General features: G+C 27.9%; 26 protein-coding genes and 1 pseudogene. 17 read left to right on the top strand and 10 right to left on the bottom strand.

Annotated elements, in window-relative coordinates; all coding sequences use genetic code 11:
- The 9 genes from ABDZ71_RS11705 to ABDZ71_RS11670 all read left to right on the top strand — a co-directional run bounded on the left by ABDZ71_RS11705 (position 1) and on the right by ABDZ71_RS11670 (position 4,122).
- A complete protein-coding gene (locus ABDZ71_RS11705; protein ID WP_343761791.1) occupies positions 1-183 on the top strand; it encodes a hypothetical protein in 183 nt (60 codons plus the stop codon).
- Between the two features lie 72 nt (positions 184-255).
- Complete coding sequence (locus tag ABDZ71_RS11700; RefSeq protein ID WP_343761789.1) at positions 256-483, top strand: hypothetical protein; 228 nt, start codon at positions 256-258, stop codon at positions 481-483.
- Between the two features lie 26 nt (positions 484-509).
- On the top strand, positions 510-662 hold the full coding sequence (locus ABDZ71_RS11695; RefSeq protein WP_343761787.1) for a hypothetical protein: 153 nt from the start codon (positions 510-512) through the stop codon (positions 660-662).
- Positions 632-766, top strand: coding sequence for a hypothetical protein (locus ABDZ71_RS19910; protein WP_425544710.1), 135 nt, complete (start codon positions 632-634; stop codon positions 764-766). Before ABDZ71_RS11695 ends, ABDZ71_RS19910 begins: the two co-directional genes overlap by 31 nt.
- Before the next feature lie 57 nt (positions 767-823).
- Entirely contained in the window at positions 824-1,087 is a 264-nt protein-coding gene (locus ABDZ71_RS11690) for a DUF1871 family protein (protein ID WP_343761786.1), read from the top strand.
- An 868-nt stretch (positions 1,088-1,955) separates the two neighbouring features.
- Positions 1,956-2,624, top strand: a complete 669-nt coding sequence (locus ABDZ71_RS11685; RefSeq protein ID WP_343761785.1) for a methyltransferase family protein — start codon at positions 1,956-1,958, stop codon at positions 2,622-2,624.
- A gap of 280 nt (positions 2,625-2,904) precedes the next feature.
- Entirely contained in the window at positions 2,905-3,486 is a 582-nt protein-coding gene (locus tag ABDZ71_RS11680; protein ID WP_343761784.1) for a sugar O-acetyltransferase, read from the top strand.
- Positions 3,487-3,533: 47 nt separating this feature from the next.
- On the top strand, positions 3,534-3,710 hold the full coding sequence (locus tag ABDZ71_RS11675; protein WP_343761783.1) for a hypothetical protein: 177 nt from the start codon (positions 3,534-3,536) through the stop codon (positions 3,708-3,710).
- Positions 3,711-3,810: 100 nt separating this feature from the next.
- A complete protein-coding gene (locus ABDZ71_RS11670) occupies positions 3,811-4,122 on the top strand; it encodes a DUF3784 domain-containing protein (protein WP_343761781.1) in 312 nt (103 codons plus the stop codon).
- A 165-nt stretch (positions 4,123-4,287) separates the two neighbouring features.
- On the opposite strand, the pseudogene ABDZ71_RS11665 reads toward ABDZ71_RS11670, so the two are convergent.
- Positions 4,288-4,800 (bottom strand): annotated as a pseudogene (locus ABDZ71_RS11665) (endonuclease).
- Between the two features lie 362 nt (positions 4,801-5,162).
- Here ABDZ71_RS11665 and ABDZ71_RS11660 point away from each other — a divergent pair.
- Complete coding sequence (locus ABDZ71_RS11660; protein ID WP_343761780.1) at positions 5,163-5,810, top strand: alanyl-tRNA editing protein; 648 nt, start codon at positions 5,163-5,165, stop codon at positions 5,808-5,810.
- A gap of 305 nt (positions 5,811-6,115) precedes the next feature.
- Here the strand turns inward: ABDZ71_RS11660 and ABDZ71_RS11655 are convergent, their stop codons facing one another.
- Complete coding sequence (locus ABDZ71_RS11655; RefSeq protein WP_343761779.1) at positions 6,116-7,423, bottom strand: endonuclease; 1,308 nt, start codon at positions 7,421-7,423, stop codon at positions 6,116-6,118.
- Between the two features lie 208 nt (positions 7,424-7,631).
- Here ABDZ71_RS11655 and ABDZ71_RS11650 point away from each other — a divergent pair, with 208 nt between their 5' ends.
- Positions 7,632-8,486: an AraC family transcriptional regulator gene (locus ABDZ71_RS11650; protein WP_343762432.1), complete on the top strand. Its 855-nt coding sequence runs from the start codon at positions 7,632-7,634 to the stop codon at positions 8,484-8,486.
- 385 nt (positions 8,487-8,871) lie between these two features.
- Positions 8,872-9,591, top strand: a complete 720-nt coding sequence (locus ABDZ71_RS11645; RefSeq protein ID WP_343761777.1) for a DUF5131 family protein — start codon at positions 8,872-8,874, stop codon at positions 9,589-9,591.
- A gap of 159 nt (positions 9,592-9,750) precedes the next feature.
- On the opposite strand, the gene ABDZ71_RS11640 is transcribed toward ABDZ71_RS11645, so the two are convergent.
- Entirely contained in the window at positions 9,751-10,683 is a 933-nt protein-coding gene (locus ABDZ71_RS11640) for an AraC family transcriptional regulator (RefSeq protein ID WP_343761775.1), read from the bottom strand.
- Positions 10,684-11,085: 402 nt separating this feature from the next.
- Between ABDZ71_RS11640 and ABDZ71_RS11635 the strand changes: the two genes are divergently transcribed.
- Positions 11,086-11,880, top strand: a complete 795-nt coding sequence (locus tag ABDZ71_RS11635) for an EFR1 family ferrodoxin (protein ID WP_343761773.1) — start codon at positions 11,086-11,088, stop codon at positions 11,878-11,880.
- Positions 11,881-12,205: 325 nt separating this feature from the next.
- On the opposite strand, the gene ABDZ71_RS11630 is transcribed toward ABDZ71_RS11635, so the two are convergent.
- The 4 genes from ABDZ71_RS11630 to ABDZ71_RS11615 form a co-directional block, all read right to left on the bottom strand.
- Positions 12,206-13,804 carry a hypothetical protein gene (locus tag ABDZ71_RS11630; RefSeq protein WP_343761771.1) on the bottom strand — a complete coding sequence of 533 codons (1,599 nt, stop codon included), beginning with the start codon at positions 13,802-13,804 and terminating at the stop codon, positions 12,206-12,208.
- Positions 13,797-14,678 (bottom strand): ABC transporter ATP-binding protein, encoded by an 882-nt coding sequence (locus tag ABDZ71_RS11625; protein WP_343761770.1) that lies wholly within the window; start codon positions 14,676-14,678, stop codon positions 13,797-13,799. The genes ABDZ71_RS11630 and ABDZ71_RS11625 overlap by 8 nt, the downstream gene beginning before the upstream one ends.
- Positions 14,679-15,131: 453 nt before the next feature.
- On the bottom strand, positions 15,132-16,562 hold the full coding sequence (locus tag ABDZ71_RS11620) for a HAMP domain-containing sensor histidine kinase (protein ID WP_343761769.1): 1,431 nt from the start codon (positions 16,560-16,562) through the stop codon (positions 15,132-15,134).
- 4 nt (positions 16,563-16,566) lie between these two features.
- Positions 16,567-17,259, bottom strand: a complete 693-nt coding sequence (locus tag ABDZ71_RS11615; protein ID WP_343761767.1) for a response regulator transcription factor — start codon at positions 17,257-17,259, stop codon at positions 16,567-16,569.
- Positions 17,260-17,866: 607 nt separating this feature from the next.
- On the opposite strand from ABDZ71_RS11615, the gene ABDZ71_RS11610 reads away from it, so the two are divergent.
- A complete protein-coding gene (locus tag ABDZ71_RS11610; RefSeq protein ID WP_343761765.1) occupies positions 17,867-19,543 on the top strand; it encodes an AAA family ATPase in 1,677 nt (558 codons plus the stop codon).
- Positions 19,544-19,801: 258 nt separating this feature from the next.
- Here ABDZ71_RS11610 and ABDZ71_RS11605 read toward each other — a convergent pair whose 3' ends face one another.
- The 3 genes from ABDZ71_RS11605 to ABDZ71_RS11595 all read right to left on the bottom strand — a co-directional run bounded on the left by ABDZ71_RS11605 (position 19,802) and on the right by ABDZ71_RS11595 (position 21,917).
- Entirely contained in the window at positions 19,802-19,993 is a 192-nt protein-coding gene (locus ABDZ71_RS11605) for a DUF1540 domain-containing protein (protein ID WP_343761762.1), read from the bottom strand.
- 311 nt (positions 19,994-20,304) lie between these two features.
- Positions 20,305-20,646: a hypothetical protein gene (locus ABDZ71_RS11600; RefSeq protein WP_343761760.1), complete on the bottom strand. Its 342-nt coding sequence runs from the start codon at positions 20,644-20,646 to the stop codon at positions 20,305-20,307.
- The gene (locus ABDZ71_RS11595; RefSeq protein WP_343761759.1) at positions 20,646-21,917 is read right to left on the bottom strand and encodes a DUF1576 domain-containing protein; all 1,272 of its coding nucleotides are present in this window, start codon (positions 21,915-21,917) and stop codon (positions 20,646-20,648) included. The genes ABDZ71_RS11600 and ABDZ71_RS11595 overlap by 1 nt, the downstream gene beginning before the upstream one ends.
- A 547-nt stretch (positions 21,918-22,464) precedes the next feature.
- On the opposite strand from ABDZ71_RS11595, the gene ABDZ71_RS11590 reads away from it, so the two are divergent.
- The 3 genes from ABDZ71_RS11590 (at position 22,465) to ABDZ71_RS11580 (ending at position 24,587) form a co-directional block, all read left to right on the top strand.
- Positions 22,465-23,124: an HAD family hydrolase gene (locus ABDZ71_RS11590; protein ID WP_343761758.1), complete on the top strand. Its 660-nt coding sequence runs from the start codon at positions 22,465-22,467 to the stop codon at positions 23,122-23,124.
- Positions 23,125-23,443: 319 nt separating this feature from the next.
- Positions 23,444-23,605, top strand: a complete 162-nt coding sequence (locus ABDZ71_RS11585; RefSeq protein WP_343761757.1) for a hypothetical protein — start codon at positions 23,444-23,446, stop codon at positions 23,603-23,605.
- A 139-nt stretch (positions 23,606-23,744) separates the two neighbouring features.
- On the top strand, positions 23,745-24,587 hold the full coding sequence (locus ABDZ71_RS11580; protein ID WP_343761755.1) for a CPBP family intramembrane glutamic endopeptidase: 843 nt from the start codon (positions 23,745-23,747) through the stop codon (positions 24,585-24,587).
- Positions 24,588-24,607: the final 20 nt, after the last annotated feature.

Below are 24,607 nucleotides of genomic sequence, written 5' to 3'. Positions count from 1 at the left end.
ATGGTATATAGTGGAAAAAATCATAATGGTGATTATTTAACAATTGATTTGTTTGAAAATTATGATATAGAAATGAACTGGTATGACGTATATTGGGGAATAAAAAATTATAAGTTAGATATAAAGTCAGTATCTAAGTTTGCTAAAAGGTTTATCATAAAAAAGCTTTTAGTTATTCTATAAAATAATAGCGAAAGGATAAGTTAAAATGAAGTTAAATAAAGGGAACCTTCAATGTACTGATGGTAAAGTTTATTGCCCTGTATATCTTCCAGGAGCATATGGTTATATATATATATAGCAAAAATTAGAAATACTAATCAGAAGATTTTTATATGTGATGAATGTGAAGCAGTATGGGAATCTGAAAAAGATATATTAAAAAATAGTTTTAAAGAATTTGAAGATTATATGTTAGAAAAAGGATTAAAACCGGTGTGGACAGAACTTAAAGATATTGAAAAAAAGTGGTATACCAGATAACATTAGTAATTTTAAGGAGAAATTTTATGAATTATAAATATGAATTAGAAATATTTTTGAATGGAACATTTCATCAAGATATTCAATCACCAGAAATAGCAGTTAAAGAATATATGAAAGATAATATTCAAAGTATGGTCTGGAGAGAATGGAACAGAGTAATGTTACAAAGCAAATGATAGAAAACTGTGTTGAAAACGGAAAGGTTATACAACAAGATAGTAATACATTGCTGTACTTAACAAAGATGCAGCTGTTGTTTGTGAGAATGGTAAGTTTGTAACAACATATTCAAAAGGGTAATTTTAAACTCATATTAAAAGGGGATTAAAGTAATTATATGGAAGATAGAAATGGGAGAATTAATTTGATAAAAGTACAAAAAATTATAAATGACTGGGATCCAATTGGTCTAATGAAACATGCTCCAGATGATGAATACGAATCTGAAATTATACAAATAATTCACAAGCTTCTTGATACTGATACGGTAGAAGAACTTGCAAAGATAATTAGAGATATTTTTGTTCAAGCATTTGGAGAGGATATGTTTTGTAAAACAATCGAAGAATGTATGGTAGTTGCTAGAAATATTATGAAATAAGTTTATTTCATAGAAGATAACTTTAACTTTTTTTTAATATGCCTAAGGAAAGAAGAAGATTGAACAATTTTACTTGTCTTTGTTGAGAATATAAGACATGGGAAGAAGAAGTTTGTTGGCACATATGTCCATTTGTTATTGGGAAGATGATTTTTTATTAGGCTTTTTTATTTTAATAAATCTAATTGTATCTATAATCATACCTGTTATAAAGCTTATATTACATATGTAAAAATTATATATTAATAAAAACAAATATTTTAATAATATATCAAAAATTATGCCTATAAGTGTAAAAATTATTGTATATTTACAAGTAATATTTTTTGTTGATTTTCTCAAAATTTATCACTCCATTATTTATAAATTCAATAAATGTAACTAATTATATTAATTTTATTAATTTAGTTAAGATTATACACTATAATGAATTCGATGTAAATTATTTACTTTTTATAGGTTTTATTATAAAATTGTAATGATAATTGCAGCATAAGGAGGACTTAATGGTATTAATACTAGTAATTATAGATTAAGTTTTGAAAGTTTTTATAAATAAGTTTTTTATGGATGTAAATATTTTTAATAAATCTAGATTTATAGGTTTTAAACCTTTTTAAATAAAGAGGTATCAAGTTTTAATGGTGTAAAAATAAATTTAAATATAGATATGATATATTTGATTGTATTAAATATTGTTATTTTATTCTTTATTGTTGGGTTATATAAATATTTAAAGGTAGAGAATTTTCATATAAAAGGATTATATGTTTTCTTAAATATGCTAATTTCAGTAGCTATATGTTCAATAATTGATAAATAGTAATTTTGAAATGTGAATCATTGTAAAGAGAGAAAGGTAGGTATTATGAAACCATTCTTAGAAAACGAAAAAAATATTGATAAGCTTAATGAAATGAATAAAAAAATACAAAAAATTATTGCTCCTATTTGGGCAGTTGTAGGTTATTGCCTTTTATATTTTGGCTTTAAATATATTTTGAAATTTATTCCAGATGTTAAACCCTGGGGTGCATTTGATTATGAAGCATTAATATTTAAAAAGTATGATATTTATTGGATTGATATAATTTATTTTATTGTTGGCTTAATATTTTTTATTCATGGAGCTTTACGTTTAGCTGGAATCAGTGCACAGAATCATTCCGTGAGAGATGAAAAAACACGTGAACCAGTATCTTTATTAAAAGATGGATATTATAGAGAAGTTCGACATCCCATGTATGGTGCATTTATGCTGATGCAAGGAGGTTTTTTCTTTTCTTTACGTTCATTAATAGGTTTGGTAATTGTTGCAGTTATAATTATCATTCAAAATGTTAATGCAATATATGAAGAAAAGAAGAAGTTGATAACTATGTTTGGAGATGAATATATATCCTATATGAAGCAGACTAAGAAAAAATTTGCAACAAGATGTATGTTTGGATATTTTATATTTGGAGTAGTAGCAAGTGTTATAGGATTGATATTTCAGGGAAAAGTACACATAATTTTACTAACATTTGTAAAATAAAATGAAAAGTTTAAGGAATATTTCTTGGAGCATGAACTTATAGGAAGGGTATCAAGGAAAGCTACTAAACTCCAATTTGTAGAAGGTCTTAGAAACATAATTTATTACACAATATTGGTAGAGTATAGAGTGAATAGTGCTCTTTTAAAATCAATAATAGGATTTAAAAAGAATTAATGCATATGTAAATTATATAAACAAACTAGGTTTATAGGGGATAACTTTTAATAGTTAAGCAAGAATTGTGTAATAAAAATTTTTTTAATTAGGGGGAAGAATATTGACGGAACGTGAAAAAATGTTAGCAGGACAACTATATGACTGCGGCGATGCAGAACTAATAGAGCAATGGCATAAAGCAAAAAATCTCACTAGAGAATATAATAATCTGGATTCAAATGATAGCGAAAATAAAGAACGTATATTAAAGGAACTTTTAGGTGCAAGAGGTGAGAAGTTATGGATTACTGCACCGTTTTTCGTAGACTATGGAAATAACATTTATTTTGGAAACAATTGTGAAATCAATATGAACTGTACATTTTTAGATGATAATAAAATTGTAATAGGCGACAATGCGTTGATTGCTCCAAATGTGCAAATATATACAGCTTTTCATCCAACGAACGCTAAAGATAGATTTGGTGAGAAAACTGGCGATGGATTTGAATTTTGCAAAACTGTTACTGCCCCAGTAATAATTGGAGATGATGTGTGGATCGGTGGTGGAAGCGTTATATTACCCGGTGTTACAATTGGAGATAATGTAACCATTGGAGCAGGTAGTGTGGTGACAAAATCAATTCCATCTAACACAGTGGCTTATGGTAATCCTTGTCGTGTTATTAGGGAAAATAACTAAAGAAAATGATTTAATAGAATTGAACTTTCATTTAGGGGGACACATTTATGTTTAGAAAAGACACAAAAAAGACTTTTATATTTGGTTTTATAACTTTTTTTGTATTAGCATTTATTTTAGACTTATTTGGAATGAATACTGTAATTACTAAAACCATCATTATTTTTATTATTATATTAACAACTTATTTTGTAATGCAAATCCAGAAGGAAAATAATAAGTAGTGATTTTCTTATAAGATGACACAACTATTGAATTTAAAAATACGAGAAATTCTAAATTACAGATTTAAGATTATTTAGATTTAACTAAGGAGATGAGTGTATGGTTGAATTGATATTGATGATATCTATGGGATTACTTTTTATCTTTTTAGGATGGCGTATTTGGGAAAAACAACAGATAACCCTTATTCATAGTTATCATTATACAAAGGTTGCTGAAAAAGATAAAAAAGCTTATACGGAAAAAATGGGTAAAGCATGTATTATTATAGGAATAGGAATGATATTAACAGGCATTATAGATTTTATATCAAAGACGGCCTATGGTTGGATCTGTTTTGGAATATTTTTTATATGGGGCTTAATTATGATGTTTATGGTACAAAAGAAATATAATGGTGGAATATTTTAGCCTTAAGTTAATGATTAATTAAGACTGTTCTAATATATGTGCAAGTTATGTAAACAATTTAGATTTATATGGTATAATTATTATTAATTATGGAAGAGTTGATAGAAATTTCGAAGTAAAGATAACTTATATGAATTGTAGATAAATAGTAATTTGGAGTTGAATTTATATGGAGTTGAGATTGGCTAATATTAACGATTTAGGGAAACTTAATTTTCCCATATAAGGGGCTTTGTTTGAAGTCATGTTGTCAACAACTTCTAAATCTGGTTCACCATTATCGCCTTCGTAGCGGACTGCCATGTAAAAAATCATTCTAGCAACATCGCCTTTTACAGCATCTCTTGGTTCCTAAGAATCAGAGTCAAATCTGCATTGAGTAGCTTCTTTATGAAAACTTCCACCTATATCAAAATCTTTATTTCCTGTAGAGCTATTTACGGAAACATCAGTGGCTTTTAAATGATGCAAGTCTGTTCCAGGACCCATTCTTGTTCCAAAATCGCCATGGGATTTAGCCCATACGTGTTCACGATTCCAGTTATCAATGGCTCCACCATTAGTATTTTTGCTTTGAGATCTTCCAGTGTAAAGTAGAATAACATTGTTTGGATTTTCGTCTGTATCTTTTATTCCTTCCAAAACTTGTTTGTAAGAACGTTTAGTATTATTTTTGATTATATTATGAAGTGCTTCTTTTAATTCTGATCCTTTTTTTATTTAAAGCAGATTTATAGTAAACGCTATCATATTTAGATGAATCAATGCTGCCAGTAGTGTTGGTGTTAGAATTATCATTTCCAGTGTTACTAGTGTTATTATTATTATCGGAACCATTGTTATTAGTAGTATGTTTATAAAGTTATTTTTAATTATTAAATATAATTGTTTAAATTAAGCTGCATTTATTATTTTAAAATTTGATAATAAGGTTATTATTAATGAAATAGTATAAGAAATATTATATAATTTTACTATAGTTTATTAAATAGTCCGTAAAATATTATAAAACAAATATATTTAGAAAGGAGATCTTAATTATGGGCGTTAAGAAAATTTTTTGGGAAAATCCTTATTTAACTGAAATTGAAGCAAAAGTAAAAAGTGTTGATAGTAATGTTATAACACTTGACCAAACAATAGCATTTGCTTTTTCAGGAGGACAACAATCTGATTTCGGAACTATAGGTGGATATAAAATTATTGAAGCGAAAAAAGAAGAAAATGAAATTTTTTATACTATTCAACAAAATCACAATTTAAAATTAAATGATAACGTCTTCGTTAAAATTGATTGGGAAAAAAGATACAGATTAATGAAATTACATATGGCAGCGGAACTGATTTTGGAATTAGTTTATCAGAATTATGACAATTCTGAGAAAATTGGAGCAAACATAACTATAGAAAAAGCAAGAATAGATTTCTATTGGAAAGGGAATATATCGGAAATATTTCCAAAACTTATGAGTAAAATAAATAATCTCATAGATTCCAACTTGGATATAGTTAGTGATTTTAGTAACGAAAATAATGAAAGAAGATATTGGCTTATAGAAGGATTTGCCAAAGTACCTTGTGGAGGAACACATTTAAGAAAGACAGGAGAAATTGGCTTAATAGATTTAAAAAGAAAGAACTTGGGTAGCGGAAAAGAAAGAATTGAAATATATCTTCAGCCTAAATAAAGACACCTGTTTATATACTATGTAATATTTTTGTTTAACCAATAACTAAAAAACCAGTGATTTGAAAAAACATCGTATTATTCAAAGTTGAATTTTACGGGGGTTTTATGTATTAATATAAAAATATTATGGATAGTATGATGCAGTATGAAACAAGTAAGACAAGCTTAATATTTACATTATTTTTTACTTTTAGGTAGAGGATATTAAATATAGAATTAACCATTCTTAATTTTTATTTTAATATCCTCTACCTTATTTATATCTAACTTGCTAAATTATATTATAATCTAACTTCCAAAACTTTAATTATTTGCAGATTTCCATATAGAATCAATCATTTCAGGGTGATCTATGAATGGATTTCTGTTGTGTTGGTATTTAGAATAGATAATTTCATTTCTTCTTTTTTCAGATGCATCTACAGGATCTTGTTCGTTCCATTTTAAAAGTACGCTTAATTTTCCCATGTATGGAGCTTTGTTTGAAGTCATGTTGTCAACAACTTCTAAATCTGGTTCACCGTTATCGCCTTCGTAGCGAACTGCCATGTAAAAAATCATTCTAGCAACGTCGCCTTTTACAGCATCTCTTGGTTCCCAAGAATCAGAGTCAAATCTGCATTTAGTAGCTTCTTTATGAAAACTTCCACCCATATCAAAATCTTTATTTCCTCTAGAGCTATTTACAGAAACATCAGTGGCTCTTAAATGATGTAAGTCTGTTCCAGGACCAACTCTTGTTCCAAAATCGCCATGGGATTTAGCCCATACGTGTTCACGATTCCAGTTATCAACGGCTCCACCATTAGTGTTTTTGCTTTGAGATCTTCCAGTGTAAAGTAGAATAACATTGTTTGGGTTGTTTGGATCTTCGTCTGTATCTTTTATTCCATCCCATACTTGTTTGTAAGAAAGTTTAGTATTATTTTTGATTATATTATGAAGTGCTTCTTTTAATTCTGAGCCTTTTTTTCCTAAAGCAGGTTTGTAGTAAGCGCTATCATATTTAGATGAATCAATGCTGCCAGTAGTGTTGGTATTAGAATTATCATTTCCAGTGTTACTAGTGTTATTATTATCGGAACCATTGTTATTAGTAGTATTAGAACTACTTCCATTAGAGTTATCATTGCCAGTTTCATCTGTACTACCAGTAGAACCTAAGGACATTTTCCTTACACTTTTAAGGCCACTATGTGAAAAATAGCGATCTAAAGTACCGGATACAGTTATTTTTTTATTTAGTAGATTTTCGTTATCTACTAGACCAAAGGATGATCTGTATTGCTTTGGTATTTGAATGTATATGCAGTTTGATGGGTTAGTTTCGTAAGGATTATCAGACAAAACTAAAGCTGTGTTTAATCTAAAATTGTGAGAAGAAAAAGAATTAGAATTTATAGGTTCTCCTACAACATAGCCAGTTATTGTAAACGCTTCCTTATTAGTGTTTTGAATAGCATCCTTTACAGAATGAGCTGCTACATTAGTTGAATAAGCTTGTACAATATTCCTAGAAGCAGTGTTTGTTACTGGGCAAAAACTGGTAAACGTTAACAGCATTGCGGTGCTTAAAACTATGGAACAAATTTTTTTATTGATTTTTAACATGATATAAGTACCTCCTAATGATATATATATTTAATAAATTATATATGATATAATGTAGGCAAATTATACCATAATAAAATATAAATTTGTACATATTTTTGTAATTTTTTTATAATTTGTAATAAAAAAACTCAACTCTCTTTATTGTGCAAAAAAAGAGAGGAGGCATTATCTAAAATAGGGTATCTTAGTGTTAGGAGATGAAGGAATGGAATGGATAGAACGATTAAACAATGCGGTTAACTATATTGAAGAGAATATAAAAGAGGATATTGATTTAGAAGAAGTTGCAAAAATTGCATGCTGCTCAACTTATCATTTTCAAAGGATGTTTGCTTATATAGCAGATATACCATTGTCAGAATATATAAGAAGAAGGAGAATGTCCTTGGCAGCTGTGGATTTGCAAAGTGGCAATGAAAAAGTTATTGATATTTCGCTAAGGTATGGATATAGTTCACCTACAGCGTTTAACAGAGCTTTTAAAAAAGTGCATAATATGACGCCATCTAAGGCAAGAGAAGAAGGCATTTTATTGAAAGCATTTCCTCCTATCAGCTTCAAAATAACAATAAAAGGAGATATTGCTATGAATTACAGAATTGAAAAGAAAGATGGATTTAGAATTGTGGGAGTTTCAGAACCTCTACAAAAGGAGTTTGAAGAAAACTTTAAAAATGTACCTAAAATGTGGGGAAAAGCTATGACCGATGGTACAATACCAAAGCTTGTTGAAAAAATGAATAAAGTACCTGAAGGAGTTTTAGGGGTAAGTGCTTGTAATGATCCAGATAACTGGAGGTACTATATAGCAGTTGCAAGTGACAAAGAAATTGATAATACTTTAGAAGAATACATGGTTCCAGAATCTACTTGGGCAATATTTGAAGGACAAGGAACTAATAAATCTATACAAGAATTAGAAAAAAGAATTATAACAGAATGGCTTCCAACTTCAGGATATGAATACGGAAATGCACCAGATATTGAAGTTTATTTTAATGAAGATCCACAAAATGTTAAATACGAAGTGTGGATTCCAGTTATAAAAAAGGAAAAATAGATAGTGGGGCAATACAATTATACTAGAAAATATGCTTTATAGTATAATAAAAAGTACGCAGAGTAAATAGGATATGTATATTTGAACTATAGAGACTGTTTTACAATATATTTAAATAGACAAATCAATGTTAAAATTATAGAGATTATTTTACAATATACATTGAAATAGAAAGATAGAAATTAAAAATTACAGAGTTAAAATTAGATATTTAGGTAGTTAATTAAGAAAGGGTAAACATACAGCGTCAACCAATTAAGTGGTGGCGCTGCATGTTTTAGTTTTGAAAAAAGAAAGTTAATATGGTACATTTGGTATACTGTTATCATAAAGAAAAGGTATTAAAAATATTAGATTATTCTACTAAATTTTAGGTGGTGTTAATATGGCAATGTGGAATCCATGGCGTGGTTGCAAGAAATATAGCGAGGGATGTAAATACTGTTATATACATAAAGGTGATGCTAGAAGAGGGGTAGACACAAATACTATTGCAAAGACAGGCAAATTTAATGCACCTATTGCAAAGAATAAAAAAGGTGAATATAAAATCAAATCAGGGCAAACAGTGTACTTATGCTTTTCTTCAGATTTTCTTATTGAAGAAGCGGATGAATGGAGAGAAGAATGCTGGAAAATGATAAAGGAACGCTGGGATTTGAATTTTATTTTTCTTACAAAGAGAATTGAAAGGTTTTTACAGTGTATTCCTAATGATTGGAACAAGGGATACGATAATGTGACTGTTGGCTGTACTGTTGAAAATCAAGATAGAGCAGATTTTAGGCTTTCTATATTTAAGAGTCTTCCAATAAAACATAAGAATATAATTTGTCAGCCACTTATTGAAGAAATAAATATTGAAAAATATCTGGATAATGTTGAATTAGTTGTAGTAGGCGGGGAATCTGATAAAAATGCAAGACCTATGAATTACAATTGGGTTTTATCTATTAGAGAGCAGTGCATAGCTAAAGATGTCCAGTTTCAATTTAGACAATGTGGAACTCATTTTATTAAAGATGGTAAGAAATACACGCTTAAGACTAAAGATTTATGCAGTCAAGCAAGAAAAGCAAACATTGATACAGCGCCTACCAAGTAAGTGGTGGCGCTGTATATTTAATTTATATATTATAAAGATTTTAATTGTTCTGATATTATTTTAGAAATAGCATTTATTCCAAAAATATTCGATAAAATAGTGTATAAATTTTACTATAAGAATGTAAGAAAATCATGAAGAAGAACATTTTACTTATATCTATGTTCTCTGAAGTTCATCAAAAAAGTGTGCTGTTTGTCTCATGGTTTCAGAAGAGATTTGTTTGGAAGAACTCCATTGTTTAGGAGACTGTCCATACATTCTTTTGAACTCACGGCTAAATTGTGAAGAACTTACATAGCCAACTTCCATGGCAGTTTCATTTACATTCATTCCTCCTGCCATTTTCATAGCAGCATTATTAAGACGCATAGATTTTACAAATTGAATAGGTGACATAGTTGTTGCTTGCTTGAATTTTCTATGGAAAACGGCTCTACTCATGCCAACTTGTGCTGCCATATCTTCTATGGTGATTGTTTTGTCTAAGTTGGAAGATAAATATATAATTGAGCGAGAGATTTCATTTCCTATACCAAAGGACCGCATTGCGGATTCCCCTGCTTCTCCTTTCAAAACTGCGTAATATAATTCTCGAAGTCTACTGTCTCCAAGGATTGCTGTATCAGTGGGGTTATCTCCTAATTGTAGTAAGCGAAGTAGTGCTTCAGTAAATGTATCATCCCAATGAGATAAGGCCAATCCATGTGGAACAGGGCTAGCTTTTGGATTTTTCAGTGCACCAGTAGCATTTTTCATTTCAATGGCTAGTTCTGTCATTACCTTTGTATCAAGGGAGATATATACACCAATTAGAGGGTTATCTTTTGAAGCTTCAGGAGTACCAGCTTCTACAGGCATTGTCATTGTACAACACATGTATTTACTACTGTCATATTTATAAGAGTTACCATCTAAAATAGCTTCTTTAGTTCCATTTAGGATAGCTACAACAGTAGGCTTATATACTGCAGGAGCGCAACGAAGAGGATCGCTAACTCTAAATAGATGGACACCTTTAATACCAGTTTCCATCATACCATCTTCTGTAATTCTGTTTTCGATTATTTGTTTTATTTGTTGTTTACTCATACAAGAAGCTTAACACTAGAATATACATATTTCAATAGTAATGATACAAATAGGCAAGTTTTAGAGATTAATACGCCTAGTTATTAACATTATAGAGAGTTATAATGATTTTAGACAGAAGACATCACTTAATAAAAAATGACATTTAGGTAAGTAATAAATAATAAATCAATCCTTCTAGGAGATTTAAAAGTGAAGAATATATTTGATAATAAGCTACTGAAAACAACAACATAAATAATAATAAAGTGGCTACACTAACTAACAGTAATATCAAAATAATGGAGATTATTAGAGTTTTTGAGAAATATGAAATTGAAAATTTTAAAAAAGCGTTTAATTTTAAATTTAATGATAAAGTGAAAGCTTTTTTAATGGATTAGATTTACGAAAGGAGAAACTATGAAAATATTATATTTTACTGCTACTGGTAATAGTTTATATATTGCAAAATCAATTGGTGGGGAAATTTACTCAATACCTCAGATGATTAAAGAGGGGAGATATGAATTTACGGATGACAAAATTGGAATTGTATTTCCACTTCATTCATGGTCTGTTACCCCATATATTGTAGATTTTCTAAAAAAGGCAACTTTTAATTGTAATTATCTTTTCGCTATTACAACTTATGGTATATATTCAGGTGCTGTGGCTAAACATCTTCAGGATATTGGCAAAGAAGCAGGATTTAGCTTTTCTTATATAAATAAGATTAAGATGGTGGATAATTATATACCAACCTTCAACATGGATAAAGAAGTAAAAAAAGAACCTAAAAAAGGGATTGAAAAACAGTTGGAAGGGATTAAATCCGATATAGCTAATTCGAAAAAATGGATTATGAAGGAATCAATCATAGATAAAATGGCTACGAATCATATGCTTAAAAGAGGGAGTAAACCTTATAACAAAAAAAGATTAAAAGTACATGCTTATGGTGAAGGTATTAAGAATTATATAGATGTGGATGATTCTTGTACCCAGTGTGGCGTCTGTGCTAAGGTATGCCCCGTAGATAACATAACTATGGATTATAAAAATGGAAAAATAGCATTAAGCGACAAGTGTTTTATGTGTTTTGCATGTGTGCATCATTGTCCTTCAAACGCTATACACATAAAAGGTCAAGTCAGTAAAAGTAGATATAGAAACAGCCATATTAAGTTAAAAGAAATTATTGATGCAAATAAGTAGCATAGACAGCTCTTTGTATTTAAATAAAAATAGTAGAGGGGATTTAACTATATTATATATAGGATATAGGAAAATATAACCTTTTTGTAATTAATAAAATAAAAGTAGTAGAAAGAATTTAACTATATTAAAAGTGACTATTTTAGAAGCTATATAGTTAAAGACTAGAAAGAATATACTGAGTAAAAATGTTTAAAGAAAAATATTTATTTCAACTTTAGTGAGCAAAGATTGATACAGCGCCAACCAAGTAAGTGGTGACGCTGTATATTTTAGTATAATATTTAATCCCATGTAGAATATACTCAGTAAAAATGTTTAAATGTTAATGAGTTTTTATTCTAGTTCTAGCATTTCTTATTATAATTGAAGCTACCATTAATACTCCGCCAATTACTAAGAATATAACTGGAATATGATAACTTGCAGATTTTGCTGTGATTCCAAGGAAGTCTAAGGTTGGTAGACCGTTTAATATGCCTACATACCATAAAATTATATATATCATTTCAAAGAAGGTAGAACTTTTGAAAAAGCTTCCTGTGAAAATTCCGAAGGCATTTACAAAGAAGATTGCCATTAAAATATAGAGAACTCCTAAAAGGTTATTCATAGCTAAAAACTTTATTATTATAGATGCATTTATAAGTAGGGTAAATAAAATCCCTGCAATAGCTGAATTTAAGGGCTCTCCATTTCTGTAATTTTTATAAGTTAAAAGATAGCTTTCCATATTAAAATCCCTTTGAATACTTCCCAGTTTAGACCACACTACAATAGGTAAAATCCATATTAAAGGTATTAAAAATTTATTTAAGGCATCTCCTTTTGCAAATAATACTCCTATAAAGCAGGCAATTAAAGCCCCATACCAGTATAAATTAAGTGAAGAAAGTATAATTTTTAAATTACTTTTTAATATACTAAAACTGTTAGAATAAGCTTTGTTTTCGAAAATGTCACTTAAAGTAGTGCTTTTAGAAGGAGTATATCCTTTTGGTTTTATAATAGTATTAATGCTTTTAGGAGCTTTTTTTCTAATAAGAGAAGTTCTTTTGAAAAATGTAGAAACTAAAAAAAGTAGAAGAATACCTATCAAAATCCAAAATAATCTTTCAAAGAACACATTTGAACCGATGTTTACTTTATCCATAACAAAGGTTTTAATATTTCCATGAAGGGGACCACTTGACCCAATATTAAAAGAATTTACATTGGCAAACTCCTTAAAGTTAGCTTTTAACTGCTGTGATATTATTTTAGAAATAGCATTTAGTCCAAAAACATCTGAAAAAAGAGAACTTTTATTTGTAAAAGAGAATATAACTATAGTACACCAAGCGGAGAAATATACTATATTTCCAAAGGTACTTTTTAAAAATGGGATGATTTCAAAGATTATTGCTATAATTGCTGTAATAAAACAAGCAGGCACTGCTAGTAGTAAAAAAGGTGTTAAAAGTTTAATTAGGTGTAAAGAGTAGCTTTCACCTCTAACAAATTGCATTATGATAGTAACTAAAATAACTATAAGCATTTGAAATAGAAGAAATAATAAATTACCAAAAGCTTTTCCAAATATAAATATCCAAGATTTTATTCCTGTAGAAGCACTTATTTCACCTACTAAAAGGTCTCTTTCTCTTTTTATAGAATTTCTAATAAAGTAGAATCCAACTAAAGTTACAATGCTTATAAAAGCTACCGTAGCAACCCATCCAACCCACATTGAATTATAAATACCTCTATAAAAGTAATTACCAAAAGTATAATTTAAGGTATAGTAAAAGCTGCTGTTACTTTGTGGGAAGAATAAATAGGATACATATATTATTAAAAGGGACATAATAAGTGTGCTTTTACTTCTTATTCTATCTAAAAAGTCAGATATTCCTATATAATAAATTTCATAGAGTTTATTCAATATTTAAACCTCCTTTTTTAGATGTATAATAAATATAAGCATCTTCAAGGGTAGGGTGCACATTTGAGGCATTTGGTAGCGGTTTTGATTGAGATATTACTCTTACAACCATTCCATTTGCTTTTCTTATGATATTTCCTGTTATATAATTGTCCTTTATCTTTTTTAGTTCACTTTCTTTGGTTAAGCATTCCCATACATTTCCTTGCAATGAATTTAAAAGTTCTTCATTTTTACAAAAACATATAAGTTTACCTTTGCCAATAAGGACTATTTTTTCAGCGGAGGCCTCTACATCAGACACTATATGAGTAGACAGTATGATTAATTTATCTTTTGATAAGCTATTGATTAGATTTCTAAAGTTTAATCTTTCACTAGGGTCAAGGCCAACAGTAGGCTCATCTACTATAAGAATTTTAGGATCATTTAAAAGGGCTTGAGCAATGCCGATTCTTTGCTTCATACCACCAGAATAAACCCCTATATTTTTATTTGCAGCTTCACTAAGATTTAGTAAATCAATAAGTTCATTTATTCTAGTTTTTGCTTTTTTCATATTAAGACCTTTTAAAGCTGCCATATATTTTAGAAACTCAACAGCAGTTAAATTAGGAAATACTCCAAAGTTTTGAGGAAGATAGCCTAAAGCATGCCTAAGTTTATCACCATGTTTATGAATATTTTGTCCATCCCATGTAATAGTGCCTTCTGTTGGTTTTGAAACTGTTGCAATCATCTTTAGTAATGTTGATTTTCCAGCACCATTTGCACCTAAAAGCCCAATAATTCCTTTATCTAATTCAAGATTGAAATTTGAAAGAGCTGTGAAATTGTTTGAATATTTTTTAGAAACATTTTTTATTGAAAGCATAAGATTCCTCCTAGTATTAAATAATAGGTTCATTACGTAATAACCCTACCTTTATATTTGGCTTTTAATATTAATTTTGTTTAAGTAATAACTTTGAATTTATATTAAAGAACAAGCTGGGTTAAGCAGTAATTTTATCTTTATATTGAATAATAAACTGTTTAAGTAATAACTTTGTTTTTACATTGATTTTTATATTAGATAATAATGTAATCTTAACTTTGCCTTGAATAATAAATTAGTTAAGTATTAATTTCGGCTTTATATTAAAGAATAATTTGATTTAAATAATAACTTTGCTTTTATATTAAAGAATAAGCTGGGTTAGGCAGTAATTTTATTTTTAAATTGAATAATAAATTGTTTAAGTAGTAATTTCGCCTTTAACTTTATCTTCAATTTAAATAATACTAGATTAACTTTAATATAAAGCTAATCTAGTATTAATAGAACCTAAAATTTAACAGGAATAGAGATAATAAATAAATTCTTATGAGATTCAGAAGAGGTTAAGGTTATATCTCCGCCATGTTTTTTTATGATTTTCTTTGTTATTGCAAGTCCAAGACCACTTCCACCATTACTTCCTTGTGATTTTACAAAGGGTTCAAATATGGTGTCTCTTATGGACTTATCAATGTATTTACCGTTGTTACCTATTTCTAAAATTACGTCTTTATCCTGTAAATAACATGCTATTTTTAATTTTGTGTAATCTTCATTATGCTTTAAGGCATTGTTAAAAATGTTTGAAATTGCTCTTTTCATTAATTTTTCGTCAAATTGAAATATTACAGGGTATTCTGTAATATTAATTTCTAAGTCAAAGTGTTTATTTTGAAACTCTTCGTAGTATTCTACAATAAGACGTCTGATCCATTCAGTAAAGTTAAGCTTTTTTAGAGAAGGATTAAAATCCGAATCTTCTAGCTTTGAAAGTGCAAATAAATCTTCAATAAGGACTGTAGAATATACTGATTTATTGTGTATTATCTTTAAAAATTTATTTTTTTCTGATGTAGTTACATCTTCTTCTAATAAAAGCTTTGAAAATCCTTGAATAGAGGTTATTGGAGTTTTTAAATCATGGGAGATATCAACTAAAAGTCTTTTTTTACTTTCATCAATTCTCTTATTTTCTTCTTTAACCCGTTCAAGCTCTTTAACCATTTCATTAAACTCATATTCTACATCTCGAAGTTCTTTTAAACCTTTTACGTTAATTCTAGTAGAATAATTAAGCTTTTTTAAGTTTTTTATGCTGGCAATAAACTTCTTAAGGGGATTTACTATAAATTTTGAACTTATAATGCTGCAAATATATAAAGCTATTAATAAATAAATAAATTGAATCAAATATAATATCCCATAAACTTTAAAAGAGAAAATTTTGTCAGATTTACTATACAAATTAGGTTTATAGGTAAAGGAATAGGAGAGTTTTCTTCTATCAATTTTGTATAAGAAAAAATAGGACTCACCATGTTTTCCTTTTACCCCAAAAACTTCTCCAAAGTAAGGATTTTTAGCTGTATATTTTTCTAAATAGGATAATTTAAATAGTTGATTTTCATTGTATTTCTTTATATTATCCTTTTTTTTACCTTTTACATAGATTACTTTTTTATTTTCATCTAAAACTTCTACCCACCCCTCCATTTGAGGTAGGATGCCTAATTTTATTTTATTAAAGTCTTTATTATAATAGGAGGACATAGATGTATTATTGATTTCTTCTCCATTAAAAAATGCTTTTTTTATAATAAAAGCGGAAGTGTCATAGGACAACTGTATAATTAAATAAAGCACTAGGAAAGTTATTAAAAAAATTATAACAAGAAAGTTTTTTACAGTTAGTCTTTTCCTTATAAATTTAAATTTCATAATTTTAATTACCTTCAAATATATAACCAAGGCCTCTTACAGTCTTGATATACTTAGGCTTTTTAGGGTTGTCCTCTATTTTTTCTCTTAACTTACTTATATAAACCATTATAATTTTTTCATCTCCAAGATAAGATTCTCCCCACACTTTTTCATATAGCTGACCTTTAGTAAAAACTTTATTTTTATTTTTCATAAGAAAGCATATAAGCTTGTATTCAACAGAGGTTAGCTGAAGAGGGACATCCTTTTTATATACTTTACAAGTAGTTTCATCTAGCTTTAAATTTTTATTAATTACTTCAATATTATTTTCTTCCTTTAAAGAGCTTGTCATAGTACTTCTTCTTAAAAGGGCTTTAACTCTTGCAATGAGTTCTAGAGTATTAAAGGGCTTGGCAAGGTAATCATCTGCTCCAAGAAAGAGGCCATCAATTTTATCAATATCCTCACCTTTAGCAGATAAGAATATTATAGGGGTGTTGCTTTTTTCTCTAATTTTTCTCAAAACTTCTTTTCCATCAAGTTCAGGCATCATTATGTCTAGTATCACAATGTCTATGTATTCCTTTTCAAAAATCTTTAGCGCGTCTTTGCCATTAAAAGCGGTGTAAGTATTGTAACCATTGTTTTTCATATAAAAATCTATTAATTCTACGATTTCCTTATCATCATCTACAATTAAAATTGAATCCATTTTGTCACTCCCTATCTGTTAAATTGGAAAAATATTTAAAAAATTCTATATTAAGTAGTTTAATATCATTATTAACCTAAGTCAAGCTAAAAGGGGGAGATGTTTAAGGGTTATTAATGTCCCGAAGGGATTAATCTAGGTTAAGGGTAGATATAGACTAAAAAGACATATATAAAAATGATATAGCAGTATAGATTTTTAAACCTCTCAATACGCAAAAAATTTATAGTTTTTGAAAATTTCAGTTCCTAAATTCTAATAAACTCGCAAAGCTCAAACATATTAGAATTTTATACGAAACTTTATTAAAAAAAACTTAAATTCTAAAGCTGGTGCATTTATTATTGTAGAAAAATTTATGTCCTATAATTGTCACAGGTAACTAATAAATAATATTTGTAATTTGAAATGCTTAAAAAAGTACTTATAAATATAAAGTCTTTAGTAGTGAAGGCATAGCTTTTAGGGTATAATTATGTTAGGCACATTAAAAAATAAATAACTTTGAATTATTATTTATTTTTACATCATATAACCTTTTAATATAGCCTTTTAAAAGTTTAATTGTATAGAACATAGAAAAGAAAACCTATCATGGAGGGATTTTATGAAAAAGAAGATACCTATAGGTGTAAGCAATTTTAAAAAAGTTATAGAAGATAATTATTATTTTGTAGATAAAAGTTTATTTATAAAAGAAATAGTAGAAGATGGATCAGAGGTTATTTTGATTCCAAGACCGAGAAGGTTTGGTAAAACCTTAAACATGAGTATGCTTAGATATTTTTATGAAAATTCCTTAGAAGATAACCATGATTTATTTTTAAAATTAAAGATAAATGAGTATAAAGATATTATGGATATGCAAGGTAAATATCCAGTTATATATATTACTTTTAAAGATGAAAAATATTCTAAATGGGAAGAGTTTAGAAATAGTTTTATAGGTATAATTAAGGGCTTATTTAGAGAACATGATTATATTTTAGAAGGAGACTTTCTTAAGGAATATGAAAAAGAAGAATTATTTCAGATACTAAAAGGAGAGGCGTCCTATGAAGTATATTTAAAAGGACTATCTACTTTAAGTGGATATTTATATAGATATCATAATCAAAAGGTTGTAATACTTATAGATGAGTATGACGTTCCCATTCAAAGTGGATACATAAGTGGTTATTATGATAAAGTAATTGAACTTATGAGGATATTTTTAAGTGGAGGTCTTAAAGATAATACTTATTTAGAAAAAGCAGTTTTAACTGGAATACTTAGGGTAGCAAAGGAAAGCATTTTTTCAGGACTTAATAATTTATCAGTTTCCACTATTCTTGGGTATGAATACAACGATTATTTCGGATTTTTAGATGAGGAAGTAGAAACATTATTAAAATACTATGATAAACAATATGAAATAGAAGATGTTAAAAGATGGTATAACGGCTATCGATTTGGAGATAGAGTTATATATAATCCTTGGTCTATATTAAGTTTTGCAAAAAATATTAAAGATGAGTTTAAAGCCTATTGGGTAAATACTAGTAGCAATGATTTAGTTAAGAGGCTTTTAGCTAAAGGTTCTGTAGTTCTAAAAAGAGAGCTTGAAGATTTAATAGAAGGAAAAACTATAGAAAAAGAAATATTTGAAAATATAGTAATGGGAGAAATAGATAACGATAGCAATACTGTTTGGAATTTTTTACTTTTTACTGGATATTTAAAAGTAGTGGATAAAAAAACAGAAAGAGCTAGAACATATTGTAAACTTCAAATACCTAATTTAGAAGTGAAATATCTTTATGAATCGGTTGTCCTTGGATGGTTTAATGAAAGTGTAACTAGAGAAAAATTTGATTTAATGCTTAAAAGTTTAGTTTCTGGAGATATAGAATTCTTTGAATATCTGTTTAGTGATTTTGTGATGAAGAGTATAAGTTATTTTGATGTATCTGGAGAAGAAAGTGAAAAAGTATATCATTCCTTTGTACTTGGAATACTTGTAGCTCTTTCAGATAACTACGAGGTCAAATCTAATAGAGAAAGTGGCTTTGGACGATATGACATTATGATTATTCCAAGGGATAAAACTAAATTAGCAGTAATTATAGAATTTAAAAAAGTGAATAACATTAGAAAAGAGTTCTTGGAAGAAGCAGTAGAAAAAGCTTTAAATCAAATAAAAGATAGAAATTATAAAGCGGAACTTTTAGATAGAGGAATAAAAGATATAATAGAACTTGGAATAGCCTTTGAAGGTAAGAAAGTTTTGATTAAAAAAGGATAGAAAATTTAATTAATACAAACTAGCTTATTATATTTATAGTAGGCTAGTTTTTTACTTAAAGTTAAAGATAATTATTATAAGAAAATGGGTTTCCAGTAATGCTATCTGTCCTTATTAGTATCTTATCTATAGAAATGTCAATTAAGATATTTTCAAAAAAGGAGTTGTAAATTATTAAAAAAATAAATAAGCTGTAGACCAGTAACCTAGTCTACAGCTTAATAATACTTACATTTAGTAAGTGGTATGAAAAACTTATTATTTTTCTTCAAAACTTGCACAATCAGTACTTTCAATTGAGTTTTCAAGACCATGCTTTGTAACTTGAATTTTAGGTAGACTACAGCATTGAAATTCAGGATTATGATGTTTACAATTAGTAACTACGCAAGATATGTTTTCATTTTTATCCATTTTATGCACTTCATTCATGTTATACAAGTTATACATTATAAATCTCTCCTTTTATGGATTTTCAATAAATTCATTATCATAATCATAGTATTGGTAGTTTTTTTAGTCTTATTCATATATAACATAACTAACATTTAAGTTTTTATATACATGCACCTAATTTATTTGAGATTTTATTTAATATTTTTTGTACAAAGCAGGGTTCTTATAATATAAAATATGTAATTATTCCAATAATAAATTATAGATTTAAATTTATATGGTTTACCGATAGTAGTTATATAAATTTTAGCTATTGTATGTGGTATATCGGTAGTAGCTATATAAATTCATATGTAACTTAATTCTTACTTATATTTGTATAGCATGATTTCTATGGAGTCTTTTTCAATATTGATTTTGGCGTCGTCTACCATCATGCCTACTAAAGTAAGTTCGTTGTCTACATCAGAAGAACCGGCAAGTTCCCAGTAATATTCTTCTACTTCCATTTGCTTTTCACATTGTAGATGTTTTGATAGTCTATCAATTTTAGTTTTATTAGTTGTACAATAATTGCATTTTAAAAGTATTTCAAAGTGGTCAGATTTTTCTTCAATATTAATGTTTATATTAGTGGCGCCGATGCTAAAAAAATAAGTTATTAGTTCATCAGCTATTTTGGTGATTCTTTGCTTAAAGTGTTTCATTAATATTCCTCCTTTTTGAAAGCTTCGATTAAAGGTACTAATACTGCAGCAACAATACCAGCTGCAAAACCATTGTTATATAAATTCAAGCCGCCATGAAGGACTCCTACATTAAGAACTACTGATGAATGTATAAAAGCTGCAAGTACTCCACATTTCCATCCAAATTCGCCAGCTATAGGTGCTAGAGCCGTTCCAAAAAGAGCAGCTAATAATATAGATGGATCATTTAAACTCCAAACTTTTGTTAATGAACCTAAAAATACTCCTAGAAATATAGGTAATATGTTTTTAGGATGTTTTCCCACAGCGGAAAAACCGACTATAGTGAATATTCCTGCTATAGTAGGACCGTTTAAGTCTCCATTAACAATTAAAACATAAGTTGTAGAAAGTACTCCGTTTATACCCATGTTAATTAGTGCAGGGTTGAAACCTTCAAGTATAGTAAAGTCTGTTATAAGTCTTCCAGCGTAGGTGGTTATATTTTTTACGCCTTTAAAAGATTTATTATTTAATAAAAATCCAATCAGTATCATAGATAAAAACATGATGTAGAGATAAACACTCAAAATAGTATTATTACCAGAGGTCCAAACTAGTCTAGGGCTTTGTGAAAAACCATAGGATTTTAAAATTGACACTAGTATAGTACCTATCATTCCGGCAGCAAATCCTACATTATATAAGTTAAATCCGTTGTGCACCTTTACCAAATAAGAAGATAAAGGAGGCAATATAAATCCTACACCTATTCCTATAAGTATACCAAGAGGGATTCGTATTTTAGATGGTAAGGAAGAACTAAGCATTATTTCTGTAACCATTGGAGCCATAGCAGTACCAAACAATGCTACATAAATATACTTTGAAAAACTTTCCTTTTGAAAAATTGAATATAAATAAACTCCCAAAACTATAAACCATATATTAAAAAGGTTCTTACCAAAAAGGGAAAACCCTGCAATCAAAAAAAGTGACGCAATAGTTAAACCATTAAAGTGGATTTTTAGTTTATAGATTATATATATAAAAATTAAAGTTAATACTCCTGCATTTACAAAAGCTGCGCCCATGCCTCCAACACCGATATAATCAGTTATAAGTGTATCACGCTGGGTTAATATGTTTAATATTCCAGTAAATATTTCTTTTGGTGGGCTCATTAAAAAGCCAAATAAAATTAAAGAAATTACATAAGAAGTTACGATAATAAATCTAATACTATTTGAATTATTGCTTCGAAAGGTTAAAAACTTAGGGGCACTCATTAAAAAAAATCATCCTCCTATTAATTTATATAGTCTTGAATAAAAGATATCTTAATTATCTGTAGGTATTTCTATTAAAATTTAGAGATTTAATTATACCATAGATGTAAAGCGTTTAATAGTTAAAAATACAGTTTTATAGCCAAATTTGAAGGAATCTACTATATTATGTATAAAAATAAAGTTTATGTATTGTAGTGATATTAATATGTTGTGAATTAGATAGCTCTTATATACAAAATGAAGTGACTTAAAATGGATTTAAATAGGGTAAAAAGTATTACTATATATAAGAAAATATTTGAAATAGCAATAATAAACTTTGTTAGTAAAAAACAGATGAAATAAAGGGAAAATATATTAATTAGATAAAGAGAAAAAAACATTTATATAAGGGATGATATTCTGATTTTATATGGTATAATTGTTAATAATTAAGTAGTAAATATAAGTCTATTTTGAGCAATAATAGGGTTTTTAGAAAGGTTTGTATTTATCATATTATTGTAATAAAATTTAGATAATAACAAATGAGAGGGGGATAAAATTGAAATATCGTTGTTTAATTTTAGACCATGATGATACTGTAGTTAAAAGCACACCAAACATTCACTATCCTTCATTTATAGAGGCTCTAAAAGTACTAAGACCTAACATGGAGCCTTTATGTTTTGAAAAATTTGTTGAATATTGTTTTAAACCAGGCTTTGCAGAATTATGTAAGGATATTCTAAAATTTACTGAAGAAGAGCAGCAATATCAATATAAGGTGTGGAAAAAGTATACAAGTACAAAAGTACCAGAGTTTTATCCTGGATTTTCTGAATTAATAACAAAATACAAAGAATTAGGTGGCATAGTATGTGTTGTATCTCATTCAGAGAGCAAACAGATTAACAGAGATTATATGTTAAATTGTAAGTTGAAACCAGATTTAATATTCGGCTGGGATTTAGAAGAAGATAAAAGAAAACCAAGCCCTTATCCAATAATAGAAATTATGAAAAGATTTAATTTAGATAGCAATGAAATATTAGTAGTGGATGATTTGAAACCTGGATTAGATATGGCAAAGAAATGCAACGTATCCTTTGCAGCAGCAGGATGGTCACATGTTATTCCAGAAATAAAGGATTATATGAAATTAAATTCTGATTACTATTTTTCACAAGTGGACTCATTAAAGGAATTTATATTTTCAAAGTAAAATATTTTTCATAAAAAAAGAGGCTATTTAAAATTATTTTTTAGGTAGCTTTTTTATTTTATGTCAAAAAATGCGTTAATCAAACGTTTTCCAACTACAAATTACAACAAAAAAATCTATAAAAAAGTAGTAAACTAAAAAATAGAGCCTTCATAAAGAAGGATATTAAGTAAAAACATTAAAAAATTAACATTTAAAGTATAAAAAATTAAAAAAAGCATAACTAAATTTTAATTTTAGAAATAAGCGGCTAAAGTTAAGTGGGGGTTATTAAATCAAAAGTAACATGTAGCTGCTTTAACTTTATAGGGGGGATAACATGGGAAAGAGTATAGTTGTTTTAACATCATTAGTAGCTATTTTGCTAGCTTTAAATACTACTGTTTTCAGAAATAAAATGGTATTTTTAATAGTTTCAGGAGTATGTTTTGTTGCCATAAGTGGAACTTTGGTAGCTAAAGTTTTGAAATATAATAAGTAGCATTACATTACATATTTACATAGTAGATAGGATTAGATTCAGAGTATGATAATTTAAATGAATATATTGGGCGATTAAGAGGAATGAATTTTAATATGACAACTAGAAAGACAAGCTTAGAGATGTAGGTGATTATATTATGAATAGTGAAGTTAAAGGGAATGAAAATAAATTTGAATTGTCTGTGATAGGTGCTTTATTAATGATAGTATGCGCACTTGTTGTGCAGTTTGTTGCTTCTATTCCTTTAGCAGGATTATTAGGGGGAAAGTATATTAGTTCCCATAAAATTCTAGAATCAATTGCAGAGTTATTAATAAATATAATTCCAAGGATTTTAGTTATATTAGTTATTTTAAAGGTGATAAGAAAAGATTATAAAGCAAATTTTAAAATAAATTATATTAGAAAATTTAATTTTAAGTTGTTGTTATGTACAGTTTTTCTTATGATAGGTTTTTTTCTGTGGTTTCAAACTTCGTTTGTTGCAATGATAGAGAAATTTTCATCATTACAGTCTTTTGCAGAAGGAGCAACAGAACTTGATAAAAATTTTTATGTAGATATTATTGTAAGTGTAGCAGTAGCACCTATTTATGAAGAAATACTTATGAGAGGAATCATTTTAGAAGGTTTTTTAAACAGGTATAAACCAATAACTTCTATAATTATTTCATCAGTTATTTTTGGGGCAATGCACCTTAATATACTTATGTTTCTTAATGCAACAATTGGAGCAATAATTTTTGGCACAATATATTATAAAACTAGATCCTTAGTGTTATCTATAGCTTGCCATATTGTACATAACTTAATAATTAATTTTTTACAGTATTTTGGACAGTATATTAAAGGCTTTGATGTTAATATTATAAGCTTTCTTATAGGCATAGCAATCTTTACAATATCAGCAGTATTTTTTAAAAGATGCCTTAAAAGATTAGATTCAGATGATACTAATTTAAAGAAAAATATTGCGTGATTAATTAAAGGGACTATAAT

It is taken from the genome of Clostridium oceanicum, assembly GCF_039521385.1.
GTDB lineage: Bacteria > Bacillota > Clostridia > Clostridiales > Clostridiaceae > Clostridium_F > Clostridium_F oceanicum.
Note: the sequence above shows the minus strand (reverse complement) of the source record. Positions and strands in the feature narration are given on the sequence as shown.

Coding starts and splice junctions, on each gene's coding strand:
- ABDZ71_RS11705 (WP_343761791.1), top strand. CDS start 1: ATGGTATATAGTGGAAAAAATCATAATGGTGATTATTTAACAATTGAT.
- ABDZ71_RS11695 (WP_343761787.1), top strand. CDS start 510: ATGAATTATAAATATGAATTAGAAATATTTTTGAATGGAACATTTCAT.
- ABDZ71_RS19910 (WP_425544710.1), top strand. CDS start 632: ATGGAACAGAGTAATGTTACAAAGCAAATGATAGAAAACTGTGTTGAA.
- ABDZ71_RS11690 (WP_343761786.1), top strand. CDS start 824: ATGGAAGATAGAAATGGGAGAATTAATTTGATAAAAGTACAAAAAATT.
- ABDZ71_RS11685 (WP_343761785.1), top strand. CDS start 1,956: ATGAAACCATTCTTAGAAAACGAAAAAAATATTGATAAGCTTAATGAA.
- ABDZ71_RS11675 (WP_343761783.1), top strand. CDS start 3,534: ATGTTTAGAAAAGACACAAAAAAGACTTTTATATTTGGTTTTATAACT.
- ABDZ71_RS11670 (WP_343761781.1), top strand. CDS start 3,811: ATGGTTGAATTGATATTGATGATATCTATGGGATTACTTTTTATCTTT.
- ABDZ71_RS11660 (WP_343761780.1), top strand. CDS start 5,163: ATGGGCGTTAAGAAAATTTTTTGGGAAAATCCTTATTTAACTGAAATT.
- ABDZ71_RS11655 (WP_343761779.1), bottom strand. CDS start 7,423: ATGTTAAAAATCAATAAAAAAATTTGTTCCATAGTTTTAAGCACCGCA.
- ABDZ71_RS11650 (WP_343762432.1), top strand. CDS start 7,632: ATGGAATGGATAGAACGATTAAACAATGCGGTTAACTATATTGAAGAG.
- ABDZ71_RS11645 (WP_343761777.1), top strand. CDS start 8,872: ATGGCAATGTGGAATCCATGGCGTGGTTGCAAGAAATATAGCGAGGGA.
- ABDZ71_RS11640 (WP_343761775.1), bottom strand. CDS start 10,683: ATGAGTAAACAACAAATAAAACAAATAATCGAAAACAGAATTACAGAA.
- ABDZ71_RS11635 (WP_343761773.1), top strand. CDS start 11,086: ATGAAAATATTATATTTTACTGCTACTGGTAATAGTTTATATATTGCA.
- ABDZ71_RS11625 (WP_343761770.1), bottom strand. CDS start 14,678: ATGCTTTCAATAAAAAATGTTTCTAAAAAATATTCAAACAATTTCACA.
- ABDZ71_RS11620 (WP_343761769.1), bottom strand. CDS start 16,562: ATGAAATTTAAATTTATAAGGAAAAGACTAACTGTAAAAAACTTTCTT.
- ABDZ71_RS11615 (WP_343761767.1), bottom strand. CDS start 17,259: ATGGATTCAATTTTAATTGTAGATGATGATAAGGAAATCGTAGAATTA.
- ABDZ71_RS11610 (WP_343761765.1), top strand. CDS start 17,867: ATGAAAAAGAAGATACCTATAGGTGTAAGCAATTTTAAAAAAGTTATA.
- ABDZ71_RS11605 (WP_343761762.1), bottom strand. CDS start 19,993: ATGTATAACTTGTATAACATGAATGAAGTGCATAAAATGGATAAAAAT.
- ABDZ71_RS11600 (WP_343761760.1), bottom strand. CDS start 20,646: ATGAAACACTTTAAGCAAAGAATCACCAAAATAGCTGATGAACTAATA.
- ABDZ71_RS11595 (WP_343761759.1), bottom strand. CDS start 21,917: ATGAGTGCCCCTAAGTTTTTAACCTTTCGAAGCAATAATTCAAATAGT.
- ABDZ71_RS11585 (WP_343761757.1), top strand. CDS start 23,444: ATGGGAAAGAGTATAGTTGTTTTAACATCATTAGTAGCTATTTTGCTA.
- ABDZ71_RS11580 (WP_343761755.1), top strand. CDS start 23,745: ATGAATAGTGAAGTTAAAGGGAATGAAAATAAATTTGAATTGTCTGTG.